This is a genomic window from Bradyrhizobium sp. HKCCYLS3077, from assembly GCF_051167555.1.
Classification (GTDB): Bacteria; Pseudomonadota; Alphaproteobacteria; order Rhizobiales; family Xanthobacteraceae; genus Bradyrhizobium.
The window spans coordinates 475,865-501,627 of sequence record NZ_JBNPTH010000003.1 but is presented as its reverse complement, the minus strand read 5'-3'; the positions used below and the strand labels follow the sequence as shown (position 1 = coordinate 501,627).

The 25,763-nt window shown below is 66.1% G+C and carries 25 protein-coding genes; 16 read left to right on the top strand and 9 right to left on the bottom strand.

Annotated features, from left to right (window positions below; translation table 11 throughout):
• Position 1: 1 nt before the first annotated feature.
• Both ACQR0Z_RS14145 and ACQR0Z_RS14140 read left to right on the top strand, forming a co-directional pair.
• Positions 2-454, top strand: a complete 453-nt coding sequence (locus tag ACQR0Z_RS14145; RefSeq protein WP_434918995.1) for a GNAT family acetyltransferase — start codon at positions 2-4, stop codon at positions 452-454.
• 9 nt (positions 455-463) lie between these two features.
• Positions 464-1,045 (top strand): NUDIX domain-containing protein, encoded by a 582-nt coding sequence (locus tag ACQR0Z_RS14140; RefSeq protein WP_434918994.1) that lies wholly within the window; start codon positions 464-466, stop codon positions 1,043-1,045.
• Between the two features lie 152 nt (positions 1,046-1,197).
• Here the strand turns inward: ACQR0Z_RS14140 and ACQR0Z_RS14135 are convergent, their stop codons facing one another.
• Positions 1,198-1,965 (bottom strand): SOS response-associated peptidase, encoded by a 768-nt coding sequence (locus ACQR0Z_RS14135; RefSeq protein ID WP_434918993.1) that lies wholly within the window; start codon positions 1,963-1,965, stop codon positions 1,198-1,200.
• Between the two features lie 63 nt (positions 1,966-2,028).
• Between ACQR0Z_RS14135 and ACQR0Z_RS14130 the strand changes: the two genes are divergently transcribed.
• From ACQR0Z_RS14130 to ACQR0Z_RS14105, 6 genes are all read left to right on the top strand, one after another.
• Positions 2,029-2,583, top strand: a complete 555-nt coding sequence (locus ACQR0Z_RS14130) for a hypothetical protein (protein ID WP_434857008.1) — start codon at positions 2,029-2,031, stop codon at positions 2,581-2,583.
• A gap of 66 nt (positions 2,584-2,649) precedes the next feature.
• Entirely contained in the window at positions 2,650-3,066 is a 417-nt protein-coding gene (locus ACQR0Z_RS14125; RefSeq protein WP_434918992.1) for an NUDIX hydrolase, read from the top strand.
• 49 nt (positions 3,067-3,115) lie between these two features.
• Positions 3,116-3,496: a TIGR02301 family protein gene (locus ACQR0Z_RS14120; RefSeq protein WP_434857010.1), complete on the top strand. Its 381-nt coding sequence runs from the start codon at positions 3,116-3,118 to the stop codon at positions 3,494-3,496.
• 154 nt (positions 3,497-3,650) lie between these two features.
• A complete protein-coding gene (locus ACQR0Z_RS14115; protein WP_434857011.1) occupies positions 3,651-3,917 on the top strand; it encodes a hypothetical protein in 267 nt (88 codons plus the stop codon).
• Between the two features lie 752 nt (positions 3,918-4,669).
• On the top strand, positions 4,670-4,831 hold the full coding sequence (locus ACQR0Z_RS14110) for a hypothetical protein (protein ID WP_434878800.1): 162 nt from the start codon (positions 4,670-4,672) through the stop codon (positions 4,829-4,831).
• Between the two features lie 356 nt (positions 4,832-5,187).
• On the top strand, positions 5,188-5,709 hold the full coding sequence (locus ACQR0Z_RS14105; protein ID WP_434857247.1) for a protein phosphatase CheZ: 522 nt from the start codon (positions 5,188-5,190) through the stop codon (positions 5,707-5,709).
• 478 nt (positions 5,710-6,187) lie between these two features.
• On the opposite strand, the gene ACQR0Z_RS14100 is transcribed toward ACQR0Z_RS14105, so the two are convergent.
• The gene (locus ACQR0Z_RS14100) at positions 6,188-7,522 is read right to left on the bottom strand and encodes a dihydroorotase (protein WP_434918991.1); all 1,335 of its coding nucleotides are present in this window, start codon (positions 7,520-7,522) and stop codon (positions 6,188-6,190) included.
• A gap of 197 nt (positions 7,523-7,719) precedes the next feature.
• On the opposite strand from ACQR0Z_RS14100, the gene ACQR0Z_RS14095 reads away from it, so the two are divergent.
• The 7 genes from ACQR0Z_RS14095 (at position 7,720) to ACQR0Z_RS14065 (ending at position 14,009) form a co-directional block, all read left to right on the top strand.
• The gene (locus ACQR0Z_RS14095; RefSeq protein ID WP_434876916.1) at positions 7,720-8,604 is read left to right on the top strand and encodes a YgfZ/GcvT domain-containing protein; all 885 of its coding nucleotides are present in this window, start codon (positions 7,720-7,722) and stop codon (positions 8,602-8,604) included.
• Positions 8,605-8,613: 9 nt separating this feature from the next.
• A complete protein-coding gene (locus tag ACQR0Z_RS14090) occupies positions 8,614-9,240 on the top strand; it encodes a DNA-3-methyladenine glycosylase I (protein WP_434857015.1) in 627 nt (208 codons plus the stop codon).
• Positions 9,237-9,851, top strand: a complete 615-nt coding sequence (locus tag ACQR0Z_RS14085; protein ID WP_434857016.1) for a YfbR-like 5'-deoxynucleotidase — start codon at positions 9,237-9,239, stop codon at positions 9,849-9,851. Before ACQR0Z_RS14090 ends, ACQR0Z_RS14085 begins: the two co-directional genes overlap by 4 nt.
• Before the next feature lie 5 nt (positions 9,852-9,856).
• The gene (locus ACQR0Z_RS14080; RefSeq protein ID WP_434857017.1) at positions 9,857-10,096 is read left to right on the top strand and encodes a hypothetical protein; all 240 of its coding nucleotides are present in this window, start codon (positions 9,857-9,859) and stop codon (positions 10,094-10,096) included.
• A complete protein-coding gene (locus ACQR0Z_RS14075; RefSeq protein WP_434857018.1) occupies positions 10,093-10,317 on the top strand; it encodes a hypothetical protein in 225 nt (74 codons plus the stop codon). The genes ACQR0Z_RS14080 and ACQR0Z_RS14075 overlap by 4 nt, the downstream gene beginning before the upstream one ends.
• Positions 10,318-10,417: 100 nt before the next feature.
• Entirely contained in the window at positions 10,418-10,924 is a 507-nt protein-coding gene (locus tag ACQR0Z_RS14070; RefSeq protein ID WP_434857019.1) for a tyrosine phosphatase family protein, read from the top strand.
• A gap of 355 nt (positions 10,925-11,279) precedes the next feature.
• The gene (locus ACQR0Z_RS14065) at positions 11,280-14,009 is read left to right on the top strand and encodes a DUF2339 domain-containing protein (RefSeq protein ID WP_434918990.1); all 2,730 of its coding nucleotides are present in this window, start codon (positions 11,280-11,282) and stop codon (positions 14,007-14,009) included.
• On the opposite strand, the gene ACQR0Z_RS14060 is transcribed toward ACQR0Z_RS14065, so the two are convergent.
• The 6 genes from ACQR0Z_RS14060 to ACQR0Z_RS14035 all read right to left on the bottom strand — a co-directional run bounded on the left by ACQR0Z_RS14060 (position 13,963) and on the right by ACQR0Z_RS14035 (position 21,627).
• Positions 13,963-15,648: a methyl-accepting chemotaxis protein gene (locus ACQR0Z_RS14060; protein WP_434918989.1), complete on the bottom strand. Its 1,686-nt coding sequence runs from the start codon at positions 15,646-15,648 to the stop codon at positions 13,963-13,965. The genes ACQR0Z_RS14065 and ACQR0Z_RS14060 overlap by 47 nt on opposite strands.
• Before the next feature lie 201 nt (positions 15,649-15,849).
• Positions 15,850-17,538 carry a methyl-accepting chemotaxis protein gene (locus ACQR0Z_RS14055; RefSeq protein ID WP_434918988.1) on the bottom strand — a complete coding sequence of 563 codons (1,689 nt, stop codon included), beginning with the start codon at positions 17,536-17,538 and terminating at the stop codon, positions 15,850-15,852.
• A 649-nt stretch (positions 17,539-18,187) separates the two neighbouring features.
• Positions 18,188-18,421 carry a DUF6894 family protein gene (locus ACQR0Z_RS14050; protein WP_434876920.1) on the bottom strand — a complete coding sequence of 78 codons (234 nt, stop codon included), beginning with the start codon at positions 18,419-18,421 and terminating at the stop codon, positions 18,188-18,190.
• A 181-nt stretch (positions 18,422-18,602) separates the two neighbouring features.
• Positions 18,603-19,217, bottom strand: coding sequence for a hypothetical protein (locus ACQR0Z_RS14045; RefSeq protein WP_434876921.1), 615 nt, complete (start codon positions 19,215-19,217; stop codon positions 18,603-18,605).
• 114 nt (positions 19,218-19,331) lie between these two features.
• Positions 19,332-20,318 carry an acrylyl-CoA reductase (NADPH) gene (gene acuI, locus ACQR0Z_RS14040; protein ID WP_434876922.1) on the bottom strand — a complete coding sequence of 329 codons (987 nt, stop codon included), beginning with the start codon at positions 20,316-20,318 and terminating at the stop codon, positions 19,332-19,334.
• A 64-nt stretch (positions 20,319-20,382) separates the two neighbouring features.
• A complete protein-coding gene (locus ACQR0Z_RS14035; RefSeq protein WP_434918987.1) occupies positions 20,383-21,627 on the bottom strand; it encodes an MFS transporter in 1,245 nt (414 codons plus the stop codon).
• A gap of 336 nt (positions 21,628-21,963) precedes the next feature.
• Between ACQR0Z_RS14035 and ACQR0Z_RS14030 the strand changes: the two genes are divergently transcribed.
• Positions 21,964-23,562 (top strand): L-aspartate oxidase, encoded by a 1,599-nt coding sequence (locus ACQR0Z_RS14030; protein ID WP_434918986.1) that lies wholly within the window; start codon positions 21,964-21,966, stop codon positions 23,560-23,562.
• Between the two features lie 174 nt (positions 23,563-23,736).
• Here the strand turns inward: ACQR0Z_RS14030 and ACQR0Z_RS14025 are convergent, their stop codons facing one another.
• On the bottom strand, positions 23,737-25,203 hold the full coding sequence (locus tag ACQR0Z_RS14025; RefSeq protein ID WP_434876925.1) for a cell wall hydrolase: 1,467 nt from the start codon (positions 25,201-25,203) through the stop codon (positions 23,737-23,739).
• Positions 25,204-25,763 lie beyond the last annotated feature (560 nt).

The window sequence follows — 25,763 nt, the reverse complement described above, 5'->3', positions numbered from 1 at the left end:
CATGACCCCTGCTCCGCTCTCGATCTCCGACATCACCGATGCCGACATGCCCGCGATCATCGCGCTGTGGCAGCGCTGTGGCCTGACGCGGCCATGGAACGATCCCGCTGCCGACATCGCGCTGGCCCGCCGCGGCGGCAGTTCCACCGTGCTCGTCGGCCGCAGCAGCGGCGCCATCGTGGCCTCCGCGATGGTCGGTCATGACGGCCACCGCGGCTGGGTCTACTACGTCAGCGTCGATCCCGAGCATCGCGGCCACAGCCTGGGGCGAGCCATCATGGCCGCCGCCGAGGACTGGCTGCGCGCGCGCGGCATCGCCAAGCTGATGCTGATGGTCCGTGGCGACAACACCAAGGTTCAGGCGTTCTATCAGACGCTCGACTATGCCGTGCAGGACAGCGTCGTGTTTTCGAAATGGCTCGACGGCCGCCCGCCGACGCCGGGGATGAAGTAGGAATTCAGCATGAGCATCTCCGATCGCATCCGCGTGCATGACAAGCGCGTGCTCTCCGATCACTACGGCACGCTGACCTCGACCCGGTTCGAATGGCGGCGCGACGACGGCACCTGGCAGATGCAGAGCCGCGACGTGTTCGACCGCGGCAACGCCGCGGCGATCCTGCCCTACAATCTCGCGCAGCGCCGCGTCATCCTGGTCAAGCAGTTCCGATATCCGGCATTCCTCAACGGCTATGACGACCTGCTGATCGAGACCGCCGCCGGCCTGCTCGACAACGCCTCGCCGGAGGAGCGCATCCGGCTCGAGGCCGAGGAGGAGACCGGGTTCCGGCTGCACGACGTCAAGTTCGTGTTCGAGGCCTTCATGAGCCCCGGCGTGGTCACCGAGAAGATCCACTTCTTCGTCGCCGAGTACGAGCCGGGCATGCGCGTCAGCGCCGGCGGTGGGCTGGCGCATGAGGGCGAGGAGATCGAGGTGCTGGAACTCGGCATCGACGAGGCGCTCGCGATGGTCGACGACAAGCGCATTCAGGACGCCAAGACCATCATGCTGCTGCAGCACGCGGCGCTGCGGATCTTCAAGTAGAGCACACACGCGCATCGTGTATTTCGCTGTCGTCCTCCACGAAAGCGGGGGATCGAGTATGCCACTGGCCGTCACGACATCACGAAAGGCCGCGGCGTACTGGATCCCCGCCTTCGCGGGGATGACGACAGTCTCTGTCGAGACATCCCACCTCAGAACAAACTCCCCTGCCCATCGTCGACGACAGGTGTAGCCTTGCGGGGTGCAACCTTCTTCGCTGGCTTGCGCTGCGCATCCTCCGCCGCGCGCATCTCCTCGGTCATCGGCAGCAGCAATTGCTCGTCGTCATTGGCGACCGCATTGACGCGCGTCGAAACCTCGTACCAAGCGAACTCGCCGTCGTCGGGCGCCACCATCAGCCGCATCGCGTCGGTCGGATCGTCGCTGCGGCAGTCGAGCCAGAGCGAGAAATCATCGGGCCTGATGGTCACGGGAACACGATGATGCAACACCGAGAGTGCGGGATTGGCCGCCGTCGTCACGATCGCCACCGTATCGACCTCCTCGCCGTTCGGACCCATCCATGTCTCGGCGAGAGCTGCGAAGCCGAACGGCGCGCGGTCGCTGCGATGGATGAAGAACGGACGCTTGCGGCCGTCGATCACCTGCCATTCGTAATACCCATCAGCGGGCACAAGCACGCGGCGCCGCCGGATCGCATTCTTGAACGCGGGCTTCTCGCGTACGGACTCCGAACGCGCGTTGATCACGAGCGTAAAACTACGGGGATCCTTGACCCAGGCCGGCATGAAGGCCCAGCGCATCAAACGATAGTGACGCTTGTCACGATCCAGCAGGACTACGGGGATCGGCTGCGTGGGCGCGATGTTGTGACGTGGCGGAAAGTTCGGCTGTTCCTCGTAGCCGAAGATCTGCCGCAACGCTGCGGGTGGTGAAGTGATGACGAAACGTCCACACATAATCTCACTCAAATCGTCGTGTGTTCAGCACCTTTTAACTCGGTTTGCCAACACTGCAGCCCGATGACCGCAGTTGCGACCCAATCCGTGCCGTCCGATCGCACGACCCAACGACCGGCCGGCAGCGCTATCGATCCCGCGCGCGCCGCGATCCTGCGCGCCGCGAACATCAATCCGCGCACCGGTCTCGCCACCGACTATCTGAATCATTTCAACGAAGCCGTGATGCTGCTCGAAATGATTCCCGATATCCCGGAATGCGCCGAGGATTTCCTGGCGTGGTCGCCGCTGACCTATCCAGAACATTTCACGCACACCAATTTCAAGGCCCGCGATCTCGTGATCGAGGCCTATGAACAGGCCGATCCGTCGATTCGCGATCGTTTCGACCATCTCACCAAGACCATGACCGACATCCTGCTCGCGGTCGGCAGCGCCATGCGCGAGGCCAAGCAGGACAAGACCAAGGCCGCGCTCGCCGAACAGGCCGCGGGCTGGGTCAAGCCGCTGGTGGCCCAGGCTGGCGGCATCATCAACGGCGACATCGAGTTCGATCCGGAACCGGTGGCGGAGGTCGACGAGGTCGACGCCGTCGACGCGATCATGGCCAGCTTCTGACCAGAACGACGCTGCGCGCGCCGCGGTCTTCACGGTAGAGTGCATGCCCCAGCCGGAGCGCCTCGCATGACCGCCACGCCGCCGTCTCCTCCCCAACTCGCTGTGAGCGCCGCGATCTTCCGCGACGACCGGCTGCTGCTGGTGCGTCGCGCCCGGTCGCCGGCGAAGGGCGTCTACACGCTGCCCGGCGGACGGGTCGAGTTCGGCGAGACTTTGCACGAGGCCGTGGCCCGCGAGGTCATGGAGGAGACCGGGCTCTCGATCGCCATCATCGGCCTCGCCGGCTGGCGCGAGGTTCTGCCGGCCGCGGGCGGCGGCGGCCACTACGTGATCCTGCCATTCGCGGCGCGCTGGATTGCCGGCGAAGCGCAGCTCAATCCGGAACTGGACGATGCCCAATGGCGCGTCCCCGACGCGCTGGACGGCCTGGTGCTGACCGAGGGGCTGCCGGAGATCATTGCCGCGGCCCGGGCGCTGCTGTAGGCGCCTTGCGTCCGCCGCTGGGCACAGGCATATCACGGACGTGTTCCCGATGCTCTCCAAGCGCCTCCTGGCCCTCCTGATGCTCGTCATGGCCTGCGCCGCCGCCCCGGTGCGGGCGCAGGATGCGGCTGCGCCCTTCGATGGCGATCTGCAGCGCCTGGCCGAGATTCTCGGCACACTGCATTACCTCCGCGGCATCTGCGGCAGCAACGAGGGCGCCAAATGGCGCAACCAGATGCAGGCGCTGATCGACGCCGAGACCCCGTCGGGCGAGCGCCGCGCCCGCATGATCGCCGGCTTCAACCGCGGCTATAACGGCTTCCAGCAGACCTACCGGACCTGCACGCCGGCCGCCATGGTCGCCATCCGCCGCTACATCGACGAGGGCTCGAAGATCTCGCGCGACCTCACGGCGCGCTACGCCAATTGAGGCCCGCGGCGCGTTATCCACGTTTGCGTTAACCTTGTTAACCTTTCCTAAAGAACTGGCCTAGGCGTTCCCGCCGCGCGTGTTAAACCTCGCTTGTCCGGCGCGCCCGCGCTTGGATTTCCTTGCGCCGCGGCGCACCGCCAGACTGAATTCAATGAGCTTCCCCGTACCCTTCAGCGCCCTCCCCGACGTCCTGCCCGACCATGAGCAGAAGCAGGCCGCGCTCAGCTATCTCAACGAAGCCTGGGCGGAAGCGCGCCATGACGGCGTCGATGGCGACTGCCTGGCCCAGGCCAGCCTGTTCGCCGCCCTCGCCGAGCTCGTGACGACCTATGGCGAGGACGCGGTCGCGACCTTCGTCGAGGGGTTTCCGGAGCGCATCCGCAACGGCGAATTCTCGCTGGCCCGCGCGACGCAGTAGGCTGTTCGCGTCGGCTGGAGGTGGGCAAAGGCGCGCCCGCCTCGCCTGCGGATCATGCCGCGCTGTCGCCGGCGCCGTGCCCACCATCGCGCTCCGCGTTCGTCTCACGACTCACGCCACAACTCACATCGTCATGCCCGCGCAAGCGGGCATCCAGTACGCCGTGACCTCTCGGTTGATCACGACAGGCGGTGAGACCTGGATCCCCGCCTTCGCGGGGATGACAGCAGTGGACGCGGCGGCGTCACGGCCCCGCAGCCGCGCAACGTCAGCAGCGTGAGCTGGCGCCTTCTTCACGTCTTCAAACAGCACAGGACACGTTTCATCGTCCTCGCGGCGCCGATTGCGTCCGAGCGATGGCCGACGTTCGGCCCTCGCAAATCGAGGGCGCAGGAAAGGCTGGGCGTCGGCTGACGCCCATGGCCCCCGTGCGAACAAGAATGCACGGGGCAGGAACCACAGGTGCAGCCGGATGAGCCCAGCCTTCCCTGCGCGATGGGTTTAACGCTTACTCCGTGCTCTCCCTGGGGACCGGCTGTCTTGCCCCCATCGTCCGCGCCGACGCTCTCGCATCGACAGCAGGCTTGACCTCGGCATCGGGAGGCCAGGACCACACGGCTTCACGTCCGCATCGAGATTGTTCGTCCGCGCGGACAAGCCACGCTGCAACCCGACACGGCCACCGCCTGCCCGCCTCGCGTCTCGTGACGACCGCGCGTACGCCCCTCTCGTTGAGGCGGGATGCGAGAGGAGTGACACATTTTCTGGAAAAAAGAAAGACCATTCTTCCGCCGACGCGGTGCTGCGAGCGCGATGCCATTGAAGCAACGCGCCAACTTTCCGATTCGGCGCATGCGTTGCGTGTCGTCGCCGTGATCGAGATCGTCGCCCCGCCTGACCAAGTCGCGCACTGATTCGCCCGTCGGGCGGCGCGGAGCAGCAACCGCTCATACCTCGTTCGACGCAAGGACGGACGTGTCCTGTCAGGCGGCCCGGCCGCCAAGTCGCGTCAGAAATCCTTCACCATTCGAAGGCCTTGGGCATGATTGAACATCCGCCCTTAACGAAAATGGGAAAAACTGAGCCGCTGATCTTCACCGACCTGATCACAGTACCGATTCGAGCTGACGCGAAAACTCGGCTCCGTGTCGCGACCTGGTCATCGCCAGAACGAGGTCCGACATGCCGTCACGGACGAGCAGGCGGAGCTTGATGCTGCCGCGTGAAGACTTCGGTTAAGGAAACGTTAGGGAACAGCTGGGGATTGCTGATGATTGCGCCGGAAGAAGAGAGGATGCTGAAGACGCTCCTGGTCGAGATGTTCGGTCACCTCAGCAGTATGCGACGGGAATTCGCCGCTCTTCAAGGCGACAGCAAGTACAATTTCGCGAGCATGGCCGATACCCTCGACGCGATCGTCGAGAATACGGAGACGGCCGGGAACGCAATCCTCGAAAGCATGGAAGAGATCAGCACCAGCGTCGGGAAGTTGCAAGGTGTCAAGGACCCGACGGTGGCGGCGGTCAGCGACGAGATCGTCGACAGCACCAACAAGGTGTTCGAGGCCTGTGCGTTTCAGGACCTCACCGGGCAGCGGATCACGCGCGTGGTCAAGTCGCTGAAGTTCATGGAGGAGCACATCAACCGGCTGGTCCGCATGTGGGGAAAAGAGGAGCTGGCGCGGATGGCCGCCGAGGTCGCCGCCCCGAGCACCGAGCCCGATTTGCTCGAAGGCCCCAAGCGGGTGGGCGTGGCGATTTCCCAGGACGACATCGACAAGCTGTTCGCGTGAATAGCTGCGGGACTGTCGTATCAGCTCCCGCGTCATTGCGAGCGCAGCGATGGGATCATACCTCGCCCCGCTTGCGGGGAGAGGTCGGATTGCATCGAAAGATGCAATCCGGGTGAGGAGGACTCTCCACGCACCGCACTCGTGGAGAGTCCCCCTCACCCCAGCCCTCTCCCCGCAAGCGGGGCGAGGGAGCGCACCGTCCGTGCGTTAAAGAGCCGGGATCCGATTTCGATAGGTGCGCTCGCGCCAGCCTCCTTGTCGCAACCGCGTAACCCGGATGAGCGCAGCGACATCCGGGGTCTCGCCTGCTGTGTTGGTGAACCCGGATGTCGCTGCGCTCATCCGGGTTACGAGCCGATCATCCGAAGCGCGATGCTCCTTCCGCGTCATTGCGAGCGCAGCGAAGCAATCCAGGACCCAGCAAGAACTCTGGATTGCTTCGCTGCGCTCGCAATGACGGAGCACATAGTAAGCGCCGTTACGGCCGCAGCGTCTCCATGAAGCGCACCGGTTCGCCAGTCGCCGGAGTCAGCAGTTCGCCCTGCCACATCACGCGCTGCCCGCGGACGAAGGTGCCGACCGGCCAGCCGGTGACGCGCACGCCGTCATACGGCGTCCAGCCGGCTTTCGAGGCGATCCATTTGTTGGTGATGGTGTCGCTGCGCTTGAGGTCGACGATGGTGAGATCGGCGTCGTAGCCGGCGGCGATGCGGCCCTTGCGGGCGATGTTGTAGATGCGAGCCGGGCCGGCGCTGGTGAGGTCGACGAAACGTTGCAGCGACAGCCGGCCGGCATTGACGTGGTCCAGCATGATCGGCACCAGCGTCTGCACGCCGGTCATGCCGGAGGGCGAGGCCGGATAGGTCTTGGCCTTCTCCTCGGCGGTGTGCGGGGCGTGATCGGAGCCGAGGATGTCGACGATGCCCTGGTGGACGCCCCACCAGATGACGTCGCGATGGTCGGCCGAGCGCACCGGCGGATTCATCTGCGCATAGGTGCCGAGCCGCTCGTAGCACTCGGGCGCTGTCAGAGTGAGATGATGCGGCGTCGCCTCGACGGTGGCGACGTCCTTGTGGTCGCGCAGATAGACGATCTCTTCCTTGGTCGAGATGTGCAGCACGTGGATTCGCTTGCCGGTCTCGTAGGCAAGATTGACCAGGCGCTGGGTGGCGCGCAGCGCCGCCTCCTCATCGCGCCATACCGGGTGCGAGCGCGGATCGTTCTCGACGCGCAGACCCTTGCGCTCGTTGAGGCGGTATTCGTCCTCGGCGTGGAACGCGGCGCGACGGCGGATGACCTGGAAGATGCGGCGGAGCGAGTCATCGTCCTCGACCAGCAGCGAGCCGGTGGAGGAGCCGACGAACACCTTCACACCGGCGCAGCCCTCGGCGCGCTCGAGCACCGGCAGTTGCTCGACGTTCTCGCGGGTGCCTCCGATGAAGAAGGCGAAGTCGCAATGCATGCGGTGCCGGCCGGCCTCGATCTTGGCGGTGAACGCCTCCTCGGTGACCGTCAGCGGGTTGGTGTTGGGCATCTCGAACACGGCGGTGACGCCGCCCATCACGGCGCTGCGCGAGCCGGTTTCGAGATCCTCCTTGTGGGTCAGGCCGGGCTCGCGGAAATGCACCTGGGTGTCGATCACGCCGGGCAACACGTGCAGGCCCTTGCAGTCGATGATCTCGGCGGCCGAAGCCGCGCCGAGATCGCCGATCTCGACGATGCGGCCAGCGGTGATGCCAATGTCGCGAACGCCCTCGCCGTCCTGATTGACCACCGTGCCGGATTTCAGAATGACGTCGAACCGCTGGCTCATGAACCCCTCTAGGATTTCATTCTCCGCATTCATCGGAGACAGATCGATCATGCTGCGCGCCTGCCCATTTGCTGGCCTGCCAGGCCTCGCGCGGCTTGATCTTTAGGATGAAGCCACCGCAGTGCAGCGTTTCAGCCTTGTGGTTTAAGCCAGGGCGGCTTACGTTTCGGTGCGGCGTGTCGCAAGAGGTTTTTCGAATGAAAGCGACGTTTCTCGACGACCGGGGCGTGGTCCAGGTCAGCGGCGACGATGCACGCAAGTTCCTCAACGGACTGGTCACCACGGACGTCACCAAGCTCGTTCCGGGCGAGGCCCGGTTCGGGGCATTGCTGACGCCGCAGGGCAAGATCATCATCGACTTCCTGGTGGCGCAGGCGCCCACGGGCGAGGCCGGTGAACGCTTCCTGCTGGATTGCCCGCGCGCGCTGGCGCAGGCGCTGGCGGACAAGCTCAATTTGTACAAGCTGCGCGCCAAGCTGACGGTCGCCAACCTGTCGGATCAGGTGGGTGTCATCGCAGTGTGGGACGGCACGCCCGGTGCGGCGCTCGATCTCTGCTTCAGAGATCCGCGTCACGAGGCGATGGGTGACCGCGTCATCGCGCCGCAGGCCGAGCTCGCCGAGATCGCGGCGGGACTCGGCGCCGACATTGTCGCGGCCGCAGACTACGAGGCGCATCGGATCGATCATGCCGTGCCGCGCGGCGGGCTCGACTTCATGTATGGCGACGCCTTTCCCTACGAGACCAACATGGACCGCCTGCACGGCGTCGACATCGGCAAGGGCTGCTATGTCGGCCAGGAGGTGGTGAGCCGCATGCACCATCGCGGCACCACGCGGACACGCACCGCCAAGGTGCTGATCGACGGCCCGAGCCCGGAGCCGGGCACGCCGATCTTGGCCGGCGAGAAGAGCATCGGCACGATGGGCTCGGCCGCTGCGCAGAAGGGCCTGGCGCTGCTGCGCATCGATCGCGCCGCGGAAGCCATGGAGGCTGGCACGCCGCTCACTGCTGGCGGGCTGACGCTGCGCATCGCCGATCCCGACGCGCTGCAGGGCGCGCCGAAACAAACGGTCGCCTGAGCGGATCGTATGGGCCGCGCCGCCGTCGTCCATCCTGATGGTCTGACGCGCTGCCCCTGGCCGGGCAGCGATCCGCTCTATGTCGCCTATCACGACACCGAGTGGGGCGTGCCCGAGTATGACGACCGCGCCCTCTACGAGAAGCTGATCCTCGACGGCTTCCAGGCCGGGCTGTCGTGGATCACGATCCTGCGCAAGCGCGACAATTTCCGCCGCGCCTTCGATGATTTCCAGCCGGAGAAGATCGCGCGCTACAGCGACAAGAAGATCCATGCGCTGATGAACGATGCCGGCATCGTCCGCAACCGCGCCAAGATCGAGGGTGCCATCCTCAGCGCGAAATCCTGGCTCGACATCCAGGACAAGGGCCCCGGCTTCTCGAAGCTGCTATGGGGCTTCATGGACGGCGCGCCGAAGGTGAATCAGTTCAAGACCACGGCGAGCGTGCCGGCTTCGACGCCGCTCTCGATCAAGATGTCGAAGGAGCTGTCCTCGCGCGGCTTCAAGTTCGTCGGACCCACGATCGTCTACGCCTTCATGCAGGCGACCGGGATGGTCAACGACCATCTCGTCACCTGCTTCTGCCACGAGACCTGCAGCGGCAAGCGCCGCGCCCCGCGCCTCAAGATCAAATGACGACCAAGACGCCCGACAACGGGCACGACCGCGTCTGGCAGCGCATGCTGTCCGGCCGCAGGCTCAACCTCATCGATCCCTCGCCGCTCGACGTCGAGATTGCCGATATCGCGCACGGATTGTCGCGCGTGGCGCGCTGGAACGGGCAGACGTCCGGCGCCCACATCTTCTCGGTCGCGCAGCACACGCTGCTGGTGGAGACGGTGATGCGCGCGAAGAAGCCGAACATCGATGCCAAGCTGCGGCTCGCTGCGCTGCTGCACGACGCGCCGGAATACGTCATCGGCGACATGATCTCGCCGTTCAAGGCGGTGCTTGGCGGCAGCTACAAGAGCGTCGAGAAACGGCTGCTCGGCGCGATCCACATCCGCTTCGGCCTGCCGGCGGAGGTCGCGCCCGAGATCGAGCGCCAGATCAAGGCGGCCGATCGCGGCGCGGCCTATCTGGAGGCGACACGACTGGCCGGCTTTTCCGAGAGCGAGGCGAGGAAGCTGTTCGGCCGCGACCCCGGCCTGCCGGAGGCGACCGTCACGGAATATCTGACGCCGTGGAGCGCGGCCAAGGCGGAGAAGCGGTTCCTGACCCGGTTCAACCTGGTGCTGGGGTCCTGACGGCCATGCCGTTGACGCCGGACGAACGCCGCAACGAACGGCTGAAGCTGACGGCCAACTGGCTCAACACGCTGGCGACCGCCATCGTCACCGCCGGAACGTTCGTGCCGCTCGCGCAGTTCGTCTACGGCGTCCTGCCGCAGAATACCCCGGCCGGCCTGATCTACGGCTCAGGCGTGGTTTGCATTGTGACCGGAGTGCTCTTACATTTGCTGGGCCAGTGGATCCTGGGAGGTCTTCGATGACCACGCACCAGCTTTTTGCCATGAGCTTCCCGCTCCTGACCGCCGTGGCCGTCGCCATGGTGGCCCTGCTCGTGCGCCGTCCCTGGTCGGAGAAGCCGGTCGAGATCGCCTCGCCGAGCCGGGAGCGCGTGCTCGAGCAGGTCGAGCGCCTCAATGCCGAGATCGAGGTCAAGGCGCATCTGGTCCGCCAGGAGCTGCGGCAGCTCAGGAACACGCGCTGACGGCCGCCCGCCCCCGCTGCGCCGGCCTGACGGCAGCCATCTCGAAGCCGCTTTTGCCCTGCCGCTTCCGATCGTATAATCGAGCTTTCAAAGGCCCGATATGATCCACGTCTGTTCGCTTGCCGCATTGCCCGAGACCGTGCGCCTGACCGGCGCCAGCCACGTGCTGACCATCATGGCCAATGTCGAGCAGGTGCGGCGGCCCGAGACGATCCTTCCCGAGAACCATCTCCGGGTCTCCGTGGACGACATCACCGAGCACATGCCGGGCTTCGTCGCGCCGTGCGACGAGCACGTCACGCAGGTGCTGGAGTTCGTGCGCGGCTGGGACCGCGCGGCGCCGCTGGTGATCCACTGCTACGCCGGCATCAGCCGCTCGACCGCGAGCGCCTTCGCCGCGGCCTGCGCGCTCAACCCGCACCGCGACGAGCTCGACATCGCCTGGGCGATCCGGCAGGCCTCGCCGATCGCCTCGCCCAACCGCCTGCTGGTCAGCCTCGCGGATCGGGCGCTGGGGCGCGAAGGCCGCATGATCCGGGCGCTGGAAGCGATCGGACCCGGCGCGATGATGGTGGACAGCACGCCGTTCCGGATCGATCTGGAGTGAGCTTGGTCCCGTCATTCCGGGGCGCCGCGTCAGCGGCGAACCCGGAATCCCGAGATGGCTGATCTCATCGCGGCATCCACCAAGCCACCAACCTCTGGGTTCCGGGTTCACGCTTCGCGTGCCCCGGAACGACATTGCATCGGCAGGGCGCGCGCAGGGGCGAAAGCCGAGTATCTGCGCACCGGCGCCGGTTGAACTTGCGCCGCGCCGTTTGACACTCATGGAACTGCAGCCATCGTGGCGGCGCGCGCGGGCCGGCCGTCGATTCGCTGCGCATCCCTCCGGGGCCGACATGGCCTCTCTCTCCTCTCCCATGACGCCGGCGGGCGCCATCGACTCAGGACTCCCAGGCGTGATGTTTGATTGGCCACTGGACTGGATTGCCCTCCTCATCGCGTTCGCGGCGCTCGCCTTCGCGCGCAAGACCTCCGATCGACTGAGGGAGGTCCAGGCGCGTCTCGCCAAGCTCGAGGCCCGCTCCGGCGAGGCACCGCTGGCGGGCGGACCGCCGCTGAGCCCGCTGTGGGACGCCCACGGAGCCCCGCCCGTGCCGCCTCCGCTGCCCGAGGTGACCGAGCCCACGCTGCAGCCTGCGGCAACGAGGGACGACGAGACCGTCGCCGAGGCCCCGCCGTTCGCGCCGCCGCCGCTGCCGCAAGCCTCGGCCGGCTTCGAGGAGCGCATCGGCACCCGCTGGGTGGTGTGGATCGGCGGGCTCACGCTGGCGCTCGGCGGCTTCTTCATGGTGCGCTATTCGATCGAGGCCGGCCTGGTCGGCCCCGAGGTCCGCGTGGCGCTCGGCGCGCTGTTTGCCGCAGCCCTGCTCGCCGCCGGCGAATGGACCCGGCGCAAGGAAAGCATCTCGCAGATCGCGGCGCTGCCGATCGCCAACATCCCGGCGATCCTGACCGCGGCCGGCACGGCCGTCGCGTTTGCGACCATCTACGCGGCCTATGCGCTGTATGAATTCCTGGCGCCGGCGATTGCCTTCGTGCTGCTCGGCGCGGTCGCGCTCGGCACACTTGCCGCGGCGCTGCTGCACGGCCCGGCGCTGGCCGGGCTCGGCCTCGTCGCAGCTTTCACCACGCCGGTGCTGGTGTCCACCGGACAGCCGAACTACTGGGCGCTGTACATCTATCTCGCCATCGTCACCGCAGCTGCGTTTGCGCTGGCACGGGTGCGGCTGTGGCGCTGGCTGGCGATGACCACGATCGGGCTGTCGTTCCTGTGGACCCTGCCCGGCCTCGACGCGGGCGTCGAGACCGTCGCGCCGCATGTCTTCCACGTCGTCGCAGGTTTTGCGCTGACCGCGCTGATCGTCGTCTGCGGCTTCCTGTTCGGCCCGGCGGCCGACAATGACGAGGTCGAGCCGATCTCGTCGGTGGGTCTCGCCGTCTATCTGCTCGGCGCGATGCTGGTCGTGCTGTCGAGCTTCCATGATGGCCTGGCGCTGATCGGCTTCACCGTGCTGATCGCGGCCACGCTCGCGGTGGCCTGGCGTGCGCCGAGCGCGACCGGTGCGGTCGCGGCGGCGGCCGGAACCGTGTTCCTGGTGTTCGCCGAATGGGCGTTGCGCGACAATCCGGACCTGCTGGTGCTGCCGGGTGGCGCGCTGCCCGACATGGGACCGAACCCGCTCGGCGCATCCGTGTCGTGGCACCTGGTGACCGCGGCGATCTTCGCGATCAGCTTCGGCGGCGCCGGCTTCCTGGCGCAGGGGCGCTCGCAGAATGCCGCCGTGCCGGTGGTGTGGTCGGCCGCCGGCGTGTTCACGCCGATCGCATTGCTGGTCGCGCTCTACGCCCGCATCGCTCATCTCGACCGCTCGATCCCGTTCGCGATCGTCGCGGTCGTGCTGGCGGCTGCGTTCGCGGTCGCCACCGAGCTCCTGACGCGGCGCGAGGAGCGGCCGGGACTCTCCGCCTCGATCGCGCTGTTCGCCACGGGCACGCTGGCGGCGCTGGCGCTGGCGCTGACCTTTGCGCTGGAGAAGGGCTGGCTGACGATTTCGCTCGCCTTGATGTCGCTCGGCACCGCCTGGATATTCGAGAACCGGCCGATCCCGTTCCTGCGCACGCTGGCCGCCGTGTTCGCCGGATTGGTGGTGCTCCGGATCGGCTACGATCCGCGCATCGTCGGCGCCGATGTCGGCACCACGCCGATCCTCAACTGGCTGCTGTGGGGCTATGGCGTGCCGGCCGCCTCGTTCTGGGGCGCGAGCATTCTGATGCGCCGCTATGGCGACGATGCGCCGCTGCGCGCGGTCGAGGCCGCCGCGATCCTGTTCACGACGCTGCTCGCGTTCCTGGAGATCCGCCATGCCGTCAATGACGGAGACATGCTGGCGGTGCCGTCGCTGGCCGAAGCGGGGCTCGACGTCTGCGTCGCGCTGGCGCTGGCGATCGGGCTGGAGCGGCTGCGCGTCCGCAGCCAGAGCATCGTGCACAATGTCGGCGCCGTGATGCTGACCGGCTTCGCCGGCGGCGCCACTCTGTTCGGATTGCTGCTGTTCGAGAACCCGATGATCTCGGACGTCACCATCAAGGGCGGCGTGCTCAACATCCTGATCCTGGCCTACGCCTTCCCCGCGGTGCTGATGCTGCTGCTGTCCTACGCGGTCGCGGGCCGGCGCCCCCCGGCCTATGGCAATACGCTGGCCGCCGGCGCGCTGATCATGGCGCTGGCCTATGTGAGCCTGGAGATCCGCCGGATCTATCACGGCCCCGACCTGACCAGCGGCGTCACCAGCGCGGCCGAGCAGTATACCTACTCGATCGCCTGGCTCGCCCTTGGTGTCGTGCTGCTCGGCATCGGCATCGTGGTGTCGTCGCAGCGGGCGCGACTGGCCTCGGCGATCGTGATCGCGCTGACCATCCTGAAGGCCTTCCTGGTCGACATGTCCGCGCTGACCGGCGTCTGGCGGGCGCTGTCCTTCATCGGCCTCGGCCTGGTGCTGGTCGCGATCGGCTGGCTGTACCAGAAGGTGCTGTTCCGCCGGCAGCAGCAGGCGCCGCCTGCTGCTGCCGGCAGGATGATCGTCAGGCCGCGCGCACCGACTGCAGGAACGAGGCGACCTCGCGCTTGAGCCGGTCGCTGTCGGTCGCCAGCGACTTGGCGGCGTTGAGCACATGCCCCGACGCCTGGCCGGTCTCGGTCGCGCCGCGCTGCACGTCGACGACGTTCGCCGACACCTGCTGCGTGCCGTGCGAGGCCTGCTGGACGTTGCGTGAGATCTCCTGCGTCGCAGCGCCCTGCTCCTCGACCGCAGCCGCGATCGCCGAGGAGATTTCCGACAGCCGCTCGATGGTGCCGGAGATGTCGCGGATGGCGCCGACGGATTCCTGCGTCGCCGCCTGAATGCTGCCGATCTGCTGGCCGATCTCGCCAGTCGCCTTCGCGGTCTGTTCGGCGAGTGCCTTGACCTCCGAGGCCACCACCGCGAAGCCGCGGCCGGCTTCGCCGGCGCGCGCCGCCTCGATGGTGGCGTTGAGCGCCAGCAGGTTGGTCTGGCCCGCGATCGAGTTGATCAGTTCGACCACGTCGCCGATGCGTGCCGCGGCCTTCGACAGCTCACCGACGCGATCGTTGGTCTGGCGCGCCTGCGAGACCGCCTCCTGCGCCATGCGCGCGGATTCCTGCACCTGGCGGCTGATCTCGGTGATGGACGACGACAGCTCCTCGGTGGCCGAGGCGACCGACTGCACGTTGGTCGACGCCTCCTCGGACGCGGCCGCGACCTGGGTGGAGATCTCCTGCGAGCGCGTCGCGGTCGAGGACAGCGCGCCGGCGGAATGCTCGAGCTCGGTGGACGCGGACGATACCGTCTGCACGATCTCGCCGATCGTATTCTCGAACTGCCGGGTGATGTTGTCGACGCGGCGGCCCCGCTCGATCTTGGCCTCGGCGTCGCGCGCGGCGAGCGCATCGGCGTCCCGCTTGGCGATCAAGGCCTCCTTGAACACCTGCAGCGTATCCGCCATCGCGCCCACTTCAGTCGGCTCGCCGCGATGCGGCACCTCGGCCGAGAGATCGCCCTGGCCGAGCGCCTGCATCGGCCTGATGATCGAGGCGATGCCAGACGAGACGTCCTGGACGAGATAGAGACCGACGGCGATGCCGCCAGCGACCGCGGCGATGATGATCGTGGTCACGAGCCAGAAGGTGCTGTTGTAACTGTCCGCCGCATCGCGCGTGCTCGCTTCCGCGCCGTTGTCGTTGAAGTCGATCGCCTTGACCAACAATTCCTCGGACGCCGCGGAGGCAATGCCGGCCGGCTTGAACAGCGCCTCGACGTCATCCGGCATCTTGCCGACGTTCTTGCGCGAGAACTCGAGCACCTTCTCGACCTCGGCCATGTATTTGTCCCACGCCCGGGTCCAATTCTCGTAGATGCCGCGCTCCTCGGCCGACGAGATCAGCGGCTCGTAGGTCTTGATGTCCTTCTTCACCTTCGCCAGCGTATCGGCCATGCGCTTGTCGTTGCTGGCCTTCGCCTCCGGCGTCTGCGCCATCACATGGGCGCGGAGCGTGAGCCGGTAGACGTTGATGTCGGCCCGCAGATTGCCGAGCGCGCGCACGCTGGGCAGCCAATTGGTGGCGATGTCGACTGTCCGCGCGTTGATGCCCCGCATGCTGTGCAACGAAAACACGCCCATGCCGGACATCACGATCAGCATGAACGTGATGACGGCGATGATCTTGATGCGAATGGAAAGCTTGGACACGTCCGTTGATCTCCCGAGAGAATCGTCTCTAACAACCGGCCGTATCTGCCAGGTCACGACGTCGTCGTGGCGACCGGTGCATCTGCGCAAACAAAAAGCGGCATCTGCTGTCGCGCAGATTGCCGCTTTCTCCGCAAACTTCTGTTAATGGTCGGCTACGTACTACTACGGAACAATGCGGCGGCGAGAGCCGCCGAATTGTCAGGCCGCGCGCACGGACTCCAGGAACGAGGCAACCTCGCGCTTCAACCGGTCGCTGTCGGTGGCGAGCGATTGCGCCGCCGAGAGAACATGCGCCGATGCTTGACCGGTCTCCGACGCGCCGCGCTGCACGTCGACGACGTTCGCCGAGACTTCCTGCGTGCCTTGCGAGGCCTGCTGCACGTTGCGCGAAATCTCCTGCGTCGCGGCACCCTGCTCTTCCACCGCCGCGGCGATCGCGGACGAGATCTCCGACAACCGCTCGATGGTGGTGGAGATCGCGCGGATGGCACCCACGGACTCCTGCGTCGCCGCCTGAATGCCGGAGACCTGCTGACCGATCTCGTCGGTCGCCTTGGCGGTCTGCTCGGCCAGTGCCTTCACCTCGGAGGCGACGACCGCGAAGCCGCGGCCAGCCTCGCCGGCGCGCGCCGCCTCGATCGTCGCGTTGAGGGCCAGGAGATTGGTCTGGCCGGCGATCGTGTTGATCAGCTCGACGACGTCGCCGATGCGGGCTGCGGCCTTGCTCAGCTCGCTGACGCGATCATTGGTCATGCGCGCCTGGTCCACGGCTTCGGTCGCCATCCGCGCCGATTCCTGCACCTGCCGGCTGATCTCGGTGATCGACGACGACAGTTCCTCGGTGGCGGACGCGACCGACTGCACGTTGGTCGAAGCCTCCTCCGAGGCGGCGGCAACCGCAGTGGAGATCTGCTGCGAGCGCGTCGCCGTCGAGGACAGAGCCCCCGCCGAATGCTCGAGCTCGGTCGAGGCCGACGATACCGTCTGCACGATCTCGCCGATGGTCGCCTCGAACTGCCGCGTGATGTTGTCGACGCGGTGGCCGCGTTCGATCTTCGCCCGGGCATCAGCAGCGGCGTGATCGTCGGCTTCCTTCTTGGCGATCAGCGCTTCCTTGAACACCTGCAACGTATCGGCCATGGCGCCGATCTCGGTCGGCTCGCCGCGATGTGTCACCTCGGCGGAGAGGTCCCCCTTCGCGAGCTCCTGCATCGGCTTGATGATCGAGGCGATACCCTGCGAGACGTTTTGTACGAGATAGAAGCCGACGGCGACTCCGGCGATCACGGCCGCGACGATGATCGACACCACCAGCCAGATCGCGCGCGAGAAGCTCTCGGCAGCCTGCCGCGTCGCAGTCTCCGCGCCCTTGTTGTTGAACTCGATGTCCTGGATGAAATACTTGTCGGCGTCACGCGCGATCGCCGCCGCGGACTTCTCCAGCAGCTCGGTCGCCTCGCGCGGCATCCTCCCGACGCTCTTGTTCGATTCGTCCATCACTTGCTTGACGGCGACGACATACTTCTCCCAGGCCTGTACCCAGTTGTTGTAGATCGCCCGCTCCTCGGCCGAGGTGATCATCGGCTCGTAGGTCTTCCGATCCTTGTTGATCGTTTCGAGGATCCCGTTCACGCGCTTCTCGGCGGCCTGCTTGGTCTCCGCCGTATCCGACATGACATGCGCGCGTAGTGCGATACGCAGGAGGTTGATATCTGAGCGCAGCTCGCCGATCGCGCGCACGCTCGGCAACCAGTTGGTTGCGATGTCGACCGTGTTCGCATTGATCGATTGCATGCTGACGACGGCCAGCGCTCCAAGCCCGCCCATTGTCACGAGCATGAACGCGATGACCGATATAATCTTCGAGCGAATGGACATTCTGGACACGGGTGACCTCAGCTGGCTGCGGGTTCGACCGCTTTCTTTGCAGTGCAAAAAAGACTGCCTGAAACGACCAGGTCTGCACTGCGTCGACGTCAGAGCACTTCGAATCAATCGAAGCTCCGGTTCCGATCTGACGATGCCATTGGGCGCGAAAGCGCCTTATCGGAGGTTAATGGGGAAGCCGTAGGACTACTGACAATGCAAATAAAACAATCACCGTCGCGACGCGAGCGGTGTTTGATGACCGTTCCTTGTTCTACCATCGTGGCACACGGATCCTGATGAGTTACAACTCGCAGATCATCGCCCGACGCTCTTGCAACATCTGGTATACCAACCTTGATGAAGCGAGAGTTAATAGTACAACCAGAACAATCACTGGGTTCGCGAACATGTCAGATCAGGACGTCTGCGACGGTCACGATCGCAGTTCGCCGGTTGCTCCAAACAAGCTTTGGAAGATCTCAGCGATCGCACCGACGGCGACATCGACGTGGCGCCGTCGCGGTGACCTCGAGAGAGATAGGAGAAAGGAGAGGGGCGTCGAGACGTCCTCGACGACATCACATCGCGGAAGCCGCTGGCGCAGAGCAACAGCGTCCCGGCGCACCGACGATCCGCATGACGCGGCGCGCGCGATCGCTGCTTGAACTCAGGTGACGGCCTCGGAGACGAGACGGATTCGGAACACGGGCTGCTTGGCCTCGTCCAGCAGTTCCATCTGCCATTCGGTGCCCTGCTGCAACGTCTTGGAGATGCCGCCGATGAGATCGGAGCAGACGGCCGTCAGTTCGTTCCAGGCGGATTCCCGGTTGGCGAATTCGTAAGGCTGATCAGCAGCACCAGAATATCGGCCCTGGCTGATCCGGAAGAAATAAAGCGACATTACCGACCCTTTCGATTGGGTCACCCCCCCGGTCGCAAACTGCAGAATGAGTCGCTACCGAGGCATGAATCCAACTGTCCGTACGACTACGGCGCAATGACCACTAGCGTGCGCTAGCGTCGTCGCAGATTGATCCATGTTAATCCGCGACGTGTTTTTCAATCGATGAGTGAACTAACAACTAATCGGTAGAGCGACGCAGTTCAGACGCACCGTCAGCATTCGCGTTTTCAGACTTGCTCGGCGCGGACTTCGCGGATTCGGTTTTCACCGGTTCCACCTTGCTGCGCTCGACGCGCGGCGTCTCCACCCGCGCGGCAACCTCCGTGTGCGACGGATCGGCAGCAGGCGCGGCTGCACGCGCCGCGCGTGGGCGGGCCACGGCGCGCGCCATCAGCATGGTGGCACCGCCCTGGTGCTGGAAGTCGCAATACGCGAAGGCGCCGAGTCCGGAGACCGAGCCGCGGAAGCTGCGCTCATCCTTCTTGTCGAGGTTGAAGCAGGGCTCGAACGGCATGCCCTTGATCGAGGCACAAACGTTCTGGCCACGGATCTGCAGCGTGTTGCCGGGCAGGCGAATGTGACGGACCGGGCCCGAGCCCGAGAACTGCACAGCGCCGGCGGCGCCCATGTCATCAAGAATGCGGCCCGCGCCCCGCGTGCCGTCGACACAGGTGAAGGCGAACACCTTTCCGGCGACGAACTTGCGTGCCTCGTCGGCCGTCATCGACCCCGCCAGCGCGGGAGCGACCACGGCGCCAGCCGTCAGGGTTCCCAGCAAAAATCGCCCGAGCATGCATCAAACTCCCACTTAACCCCACACAGCGGGTAAGGCGGTATCTTTACCCCATGCTTACCATACCATTCATGGCAACAATGGAGCAGCATGGTTTGAAAAGTCTGAACAAGTTCAGGATATCCTTACCACGGTGCGGCCGCGAACCTGGCCGGCGAGAATCTGCGGGCCCAGCGAGGCGACCTCATCCAGGGCGATTTCGCGAGTAATTTCAGACAGTTTTGACCGGTCCAAGTCGGTTGCGAGGCGCGACCAGGCAGCCTTGCGGGCCGGCAACGGGCACATCACCGAATCGATGCCGAGCAGGCACACCCCGCGCAAAATGAATGGGGCGACCGAAGACGGCAGATCCATGCCGGCGGCCAGGCCGCAGGCTGCGACCGCGCCGCCATATCTGGTCATCGACAGCAGGTTCGCCAGCGTGTTGGAGCCGACGCTGTCGACGCCGCCGGCCCAGCGCTCCTTCGCCAGCGGCTTGGCGGCTCCGGAGAGCTCGTTGCGGTCGATGATCTCGGCCGCGCCGAGCGACCTCAGGTAGTCCGATTCAGTGGAGCGCCCGGTCGAGGCGATCACATGGTAGCCGAGCTTGGCGAGCACCGCGATCGCCACCGACCCGACACCGCCCGCGGCCCCCGTCACCACCACCGGACCGCTCGCCGGCGTCAGCCCGTGCTTCTCCAGCGCGAGCACCGAGAGCATGGCGGTGAAGCCGGCGGTGCCGATCGCCATCGCGTCGCGGGCCGAGAGACCTTGCGGCAGGGCCACCAGCCAGTCGCCCTTGACCCGGGCCTTCTCGGCATAGGCGCCGAGATGCGTCTCGCCCATGCCCCATCCGGTGCAGATCACGGCGTCACCGGGCTTCCATGCGGGATGGCTGGACTGTTCGACCGTGCCGGCGAAGTCGATGCCGGCGATCATCGGAAAGCGGCGGACTACCGGCGCCTTGCCGGTCAGCGCCAGCCCGTCCTTGTAGTTCAGGTCGGACCATTCGACCTTCACGGTGACGTCGCCGTCCATCAGCTCGGCTTCGTCGAACTGCGTCAGCGTGGCGGTCGTTCCCTTGTCGGCCTTGTCGATCCGGATCGCCTTGAACGTTCCCACAGCGTCACTCCCTGAGCTCTTGAAGATTCAGGCCATGTTTAGCCGATCGGATCGGACGCGCAACTCAGGTCGCTGCGACTGCGCGCGCCACCGGCTTCTCGACGATCGGCAGGTTGATCAGGGCCGACAGCACGCCGAACAGGATCGAGAGCCACCAGATCGGCGTGTAGGAGCCGTAGCGCTCGAACACCAAGCCGCCGAGCCAGACGCCGAGGAATCCGCCGACCTGATGGCTGACGAAGGCGAAGCCGTAGAGTGTCGCAAGCCAGCGGGTGCCGAACATGATCGCGACCAGCGACGAGGTCGGCGGCACGGTGGAGAGCCAGGCGAGACCGGAGACGGCGCCGAACGCGATCGCGCTGGCCGGCGTGACCGGAAACGAGATGAAGGCGAGCGTCGCCAGCGCGCGGGTGAAATAGATGAAGGACAGGATGTAGCGCTTCGGCAGCCGGCTCTGCAGCCAGCCGACGCTGAGCGAGCCGATGATGTTGAACAGGCCGATCGCCGCGATCACCCAGCCGCCGACCTGCGCCGACAGGCCGCGATCGACCAGGAAGGCCGGCAGATGCACGGTGATGAAGGCGAGCTGGAAGCCGCAGGTGAAGAAGCCGAGCACCAGCAGCACGTAGGAGCGATGGCCGAACGCCTCCATCAGCGCCGTCGTGAACGACTGCTGCTCGGCCTCCGTCGGCTTGGCCTCGCTGGCCGGCGGCGTCGCCACCGCAAGCGACAGCGGCACGATGAACAGCATCAGCGTCGCGAACACCATCAGCGCGCTCTGCCAGCCGAACTGGTCGATCATCGCCACGCCGAAGGGCGCGAACAGGAACTGGCCGAGCGAGCCGGCTGCCGTGCCGGCGCCGAGCGCGACGCCGCGCCGCTCCGGCGGCAGCAGCTTGCTGAACGCTGACAGGATGAGATTGAACGAGCAGCCCGACAGGCCGAAGCCGACCATCACGCCGGCGCCGATGTTCAGCGACAGCGGCGACGAGGAATAGCGCATCATCAAGAGGCCGCCGGCATAGAGCAGCGCACCGACGCAGATCACGCGCATGACGCCGAAGCGGTCGGCGATGGCGCCGGCGAGCGGCTGGCCGAGCCCCCACAACAGGTTCTGCACGGCGACCGCGAGCGCGAACACGTCGCGGCCCCAGGCGAATTCCCGGCTCATCGGCTGCACGAAGAAGCCGAGGCTGGAGCGCGGGCCGAAGCTGAGCAGCGCGATGGCGCAGCCGCAGATGATGATGACGAGCGGCGTACGCCAGCTCTGGGTCCGGGCTGATGCGAGATCGCCTGCCTGTATCGACATGAATGTCTCCCCCGAATGCGCCGCGTCATCCGGCTGCTCGCTTCGGATTAATGCATTTGCATTGATCCCCCAAGCTCAAAAGCCGGAACCCAGCCATGAAAAAAATCATGCGGAGCCTCCTCATGAGCGGGAGTCATGCGAGGTGAAGTTCCAACGGCGGAACATTCGGCTCTTGCAACGCGAGTGCTTGCCGATGATTCAGCCCTTGCGCGAACGACCTTCAGAACGGCGGCGTTTTATCGCCAAACACGGCTAAACAGCGAGGGAAGTCTCTGAAGAAGAACTAACAGGTGCGGAGGTACAGATGCGCACGCAATGTGGAATTTGGACTGCCTCATGGACCACGATCGGATCGAGACCTCAGGCCACATCGTGATCGTCGGCGCAGGTGTCGCTGGACTGTCCTGCGCGCTGGCACTCGCACCGCAACCGGTCACGCTGATCTCGGCGACATCCCTTGGCGAGGCTTCGTTCGGCGCGACGATGCAGGCCGATATTGCCGCGGCGATTGCGGCCGGCGACAGCCCCGAGGCGCACGCCGCCGACATGATCGCGGCCGGCGGTGGCCTGGTCGACGCGACCGCCGCGCTGGACCTCGCGCGCGAGGCTGCGGAGCGGATCGAGCACCTTGCGCGCCTCGGCGTTGCCTTCGATCGCGATCACAACGGCAGGCTGGCGACCTCTCGCACAGCGGCCCATGGCACGCCGCGAATCCTCAGCGTGCGCGGCGACTTCACCGGACAGGCGATCATCGCCGCCTTGTCGCAAGCCGTTCGCACGACGCCTTCGATCCGGGTGATCGAAGGCCACGTCGTGGACGCGCTGGTCACGGAAGATGGGGTCGTGCGCGGCGTGCAATTGCGCCGCGCGGATGAGAAGACCTCCCCGCCGCTGCTGATCGCTGCGCCGGCGGTCGTGCTGGCCACCGGAGGCATCGGGCATCTGTTCTCCGTGACGACCAATCCGCCGCACGCGAATGGCGCCGGCCTCGCGGCCGCGGCACGGGCCGGCGCCATCATCGCCGATCCGGAGTTCGTCCAGTTCCACCCGACGGCGATGGCGAGCGGTCACGATCCGGCACCGGTCGTGAGCGAGAGCCTGCGCGGCGCCGGCGCCATCCTGGTCAACCGGCGCGGGCAGCGCTTCATGCTGCCGCGCCATCCGCTGGTCGATCTCGCTCCGCGCGATACGGTCGCGCGCGGCATCATGGCCGAGATCATGGCCGGGCGCGGTGCTTTTCTCGACGCGCGCGACGTGCTCGATGACGATGTCGCCGAGCGCTATCCGATGCTGCACCGGGCATGTGCTGCCGCCGGCCTCGATCCCACCCGGCAGCCGATTCCCGTGGCCCCTGCCGCGCATTTCCACATGGGCGGCATCGCGGTCGATGGCCGCGGGCGCAGCTCGATCGAGGGCCTGTGGGCCGCGGGCGAGGTCGCGGCCACCGCGACCGATGGCGCCAACCACATTGCCGGCAACGCGCTGCTGGCGGCCCTGGTGTTCGCCAGGCGCATCGCGGAGGACATCGCGGGCCGGACCTTCGCGCCTCCCCCTGCGCTGCATGACGCCGCGCTCGTCCGGTCGGGGGATGCGGCGTGCCCGCTGACGGAGAAGGCGCTGCGCGAGATGATGACCGCTCAGGTCGGCGTCCTCCGCGACGAGGAGCGGCTCGCGGAGGCCATCACCCTGATCGCCAAGACGGAGCGGGACAGCGCCGATCCGTGCCTGCGCAACATGGCGACGGCAGCGCTGCTGATCGCCACGGCCGCCTGGAGCCGGCGCGAGAGTCGCGGCGCGCATTGCCGGGTGGACTGTCCGGCGGAGAACCCGAGTTTCGCGCAACGGACGATGACGACGCTGGCCGCCGCACGCGAGATCGCCGACGAGATCGCAGCGCGTCCGTCGGCGCGACTGCCGCGATCGCTGAGCGCGTAGTAGAGACCGATCTCTTCACTCGGAACGACGGTCGTTCCGGGGCAAGGCCGCAGGCCTTGAACCCGGAACCTCGAGCTTGTCTTGCGCAAGCCAATCTCGAGATTCCGGGTTCGATCGTCCACGCGCGGCGCGCGCGGACGATCGCCCCGGAATGACGAAGGTGTTGATAGAGGCTTACCGCCGGGTCCAGTTCGGATTGATCTCGGCTTCGCTCTTGGCGGCTTCGGTCAGCTCGGCGGAAATGGCCGCGGTCTGCTGCGGCGTGCCCCAGCTCGGCGCGTCGCTGCCATCGCCCCAGCGCTTCGGCCGGTAGAAGGTGTGGACCCCGAACTTGTACATGCGCTTCATTTCGGCGACCCAGGACGGCCGCACCCAATAGGCATGATAGTGGGTCGACTTGCCCACCTCCGGCAGCCAGATCTCGCCGTCGAGCATCGCCTTGGCGATCTTCTTGGCGCGATCCCACATCTCGGGCTCGCGAATCACGTCGGCATTGTTGTCGCAGGCGAAGGTGAACTGGCAGGCGAAGTGGCGGTATTTGTTCTGGTAGACGACGCCGCACACCGTGGTCGGATAGTAGCCGGAGAAGGCGCGGTTCAAAACCACCTGCGCCACCGCGATCTGGCCGCGCACGGCCTCGCCGCGTGATTCGAAATAGACCGCTTCCGCAAGGCACTTCTCGGACTTGAAGCGCGACTTCTCGCTGGTCAGGCCAAGCCGCTCGGCCGGCGTCTTGGCGCGCTGGTTGTCGGCGTTGACCTCGCCCTTCGGCGCGATGCTCTCGCCGCCGTCGCCGGACTTCGTGACATCCTCCGCCGGCTGCGACAGCACCGCCATCGATTTGAGTTCGGGATCCGGCATCACGATCAGCGGCGCCTCGCCGGGCTGCCAGGTTTCGATCATACCGGCGGCGCCGCCGAGCGACGCCGTGCCGAAATACAGGCTAGAGGTTTTGATGTTGAGGCCGTCGGTGCCGGCGGCGGCCTCTGCGGAAGCGGGACCGACCGCGGGCTTGAGCTCACCCGAGGGCTGGGTCTCCGCCTTCGCGGCGTCGTACTGCACGAGCGGCGGCGCGCGCAGCGCCTCCTGCAATTCGGGATCGAGCGTTGTGTGCTGCGGCGCTTGAGTGGTCTTGGCGCCGAACACCGAGGAATTCGAATCAGGCTGGGTCGACGGCGTCGGTGACGGCTCGGCGGGCATCGGCTCCATGGGAGCGGCAGACTCCGTCGGCTGCTCCGGCGGCGCGGGGGGACGTACGACGAGACGATCGCCCTTCAGCGTGCGGTCGACCTTGGGAAAGTCGGAAGCCTGGTAGCGCGGCGGAACCTGCAGCGCCGGATTGCGCGGCGTCGTGCTGCCGGTGATGTCGAGATCGCGTCGATCGAGGCTGGCAAAGCGGATGCTGACCGCAGGCGGCGCCGACGTGCCGATCGGCAGGCCGAAGCTGTAGGTCGCCACCTGCACCGAGGCCGCGGCAGAATACACACGCTTCTGCCAGCGTTCGGCAACGCCCGGCTGGCGGGCGAGCAGTGACGCGATGTCTTGATATCCGGTCTCTGTCGGCATCAGAGCGAAGACGCAGAGACCGAGTCCGAAGGACGCATAACGCGCGCCCTTCGGACCGGGACGCAGAACTAACATCGATACGCTCAACGCAACGCTACGCTACTCACTCGATCGAACGACAGTGCTTCCGTGACAATTCGATCTGTCATGTTCGTATCGGGTTTAGGTTGCTGAGCGGTTAACCCGCGTTGCAGGATCGAAACATGCAAGCGGCGAGGTTGCAGCGCGCGCTGCGATCGCTGTGCGTGGTAAACAGCGGCGTGACGAGAGTGGTGAAGATTCCGTCAATGAACGTGGTGGATGAAATCCCAAGCTCGCTTCAATTAAGCGGAACTTTGCGCTCTCTCCTCGTGTCATTCCGGGGCGCGCAAAGCGCGAGCCCGGAATCCATAGCCACGACCGGACATGAGGAGCCGAGGTACTCGTGGCGCTTGTCTTCGACAAACAACCGACTGTGGTTATGGATTCCGGGCTCATTCGCGCTGCTTCAAAATGGCTGCGCCCTTTTGCGCGCGAATGCCCCGGAATGACGGCGGTGGGGATGAGACTTCCCCCTTCGTTCGCTTGCTAAGCGAGCACAAATCGAGCGCCGTTCATCGCGAACGAAAAAGGCCGGCAGTTCATGCCGGCCTTCA

Coding starts and splice junctions, on each gene's coding strand:
- ACQR0Z_RS14070 (WP_434857019.1), top strand. CDS start 10,418: ATGATCCACGTCTGTTCGCTTGCCGCATTGCCCGAGACCGTGCGCCTG.
- ACQR0Z_RS14075 (WP_434857018.1), top strand. CDS start 10,093: ATGACCACGCACCAGCTTTTTGCCATGAGCTTCCCGCTCCTGACCGCC.
- ACQR0Z_RS14100 (WP_434918991.1), bottom strand. CDS start 7,522: ATGAGCCAGCGGTTCGACGTCATTCTGAAATCCGGCACGGTGGTCAAT.
- ACQR0Z_RS14120 (WP_434857010.1), top strand. CDS start 3,116: ATGCTCTCCAAGCGCCTCCTGGCCCTCCTGATGCTCGTCATGGCCTGC.
- ACQR0Z_RS14125 (WP_434918992.1), top strand. CDS start 2,650: ATGACCGCCACGCCGCCGTCTCCTCCCCAACTCGCTGTGAGCGCCGCG.
- ACQR0Z_RS14030 (WP_434918986.1), top strand. CDS start 21,964: ATGGACCACGATCGGATCGAGACCTCAGGCCACATCGTGATCGTCGGC.
- ACQR0Z_RS14080 (WP_434857017.1), top strand. CDS start 9,857: ATGCCGTTGACGCCGGACGAACGCCGCAACGAACGGCTGAAGCTGACG.
- ACQR0Z_RS14035 (WP_434918987.1), bottom strand. CDS start 21,627: ATGTCGATACAGGCAGGCGATCTCGCATCAGCCCGGACCCAGAGCTGG.
- ACQR0Z_RS14115 (WP_434857011.1), top strand. CDS start 3,651: ATGAGCTTCCCCGTACCCTTCAGCGCCCTCCCCGACGTCCTGCCCGAC.
- ACQR0Z_RS14025 (WP_434876925.1), bottom strand. CDS start 25,203: ATGTTAGTTCTGCGTCCCGGTCCGAAGGGCGCGCGTTATGCGTCCTTC.
- ACQR0Z_RS14065 (WP_434918990.1), top strand. CDS start 11,280: ATGTTTGATTGGCCACTGGACTGGATTGCCCTCCTCATCGCGTTCGCG.
- ACQR0Z_RS14145 (WP_434918995.1), top strand. CDS start 2: ATGACCCCTGCTCCGCTCTCGATCTCCGACATCACCGATGCCGACATG.
- ACQR0Z_RS14090 (WP_434857015.1), top strand. CDS start 8,614: ATGGGCCGCGCCGCCGTCGTCCATCCTGATGGTCTGACGCGCTGCCCC.
- ACQR0Z_RS14135 (WP_434918993.1), bottom strand. CDS start 1,965: ATGTGTGGACGTTTCGTCATCACTTCACCACCCGCAGCGTTGCGGCAG.
- ACQR0Z_RS14085 (WP_434857016.1), top strand. CDS start 9,237: ATGACGACCAAGACGCCCGACAACGGGCACGACCGCGTCTGGCAGCGC.
- ACQR0Z_RS14050 (WP_434876920.1), bottom strand. CDS start 18,421: ATGTCGCTTTATTTCTTCCGGATCAGCCAGGGCCGATATTCTGGTGCT.
- ACQR0Z_RS14140 (WP_434918994.1), top strand. CDS start 464: ATGAGCATCTCCGATCGCATCCGCGTGCATGACAAGCGCGTGCTCTCC.
- ACQR0Z_RS14045 (WP_434876921.1), bottom strand. CDS start 19,217: ATGCTCGGGCGATTTTTGCTGGGAACCCTGACGGCTGGCGCCGTGGTC.
- ACQR0Z_RS14130 (WP_434857008.1), top strand. CDS start 2,029: ATGACCGCAGTTGCGACCCAATCCGTGCCGTCCGATCGCACGACCCAA.
- ACQR0Z_RS14105 (WP_434857247.1), top strand. CDS start 5,188: ATGATTGCGCCGGAAGAAGAGAGGATGCTGAAGACGCTCCTGGTCGAG.
- ACQR0Z_RS14095 (WP_434876916.1), top strand. CDS start 7,720: ATGAAAGCGACGTTTCTCGACGACCGGGGCGTGGTCCAGGTCAGCGGC.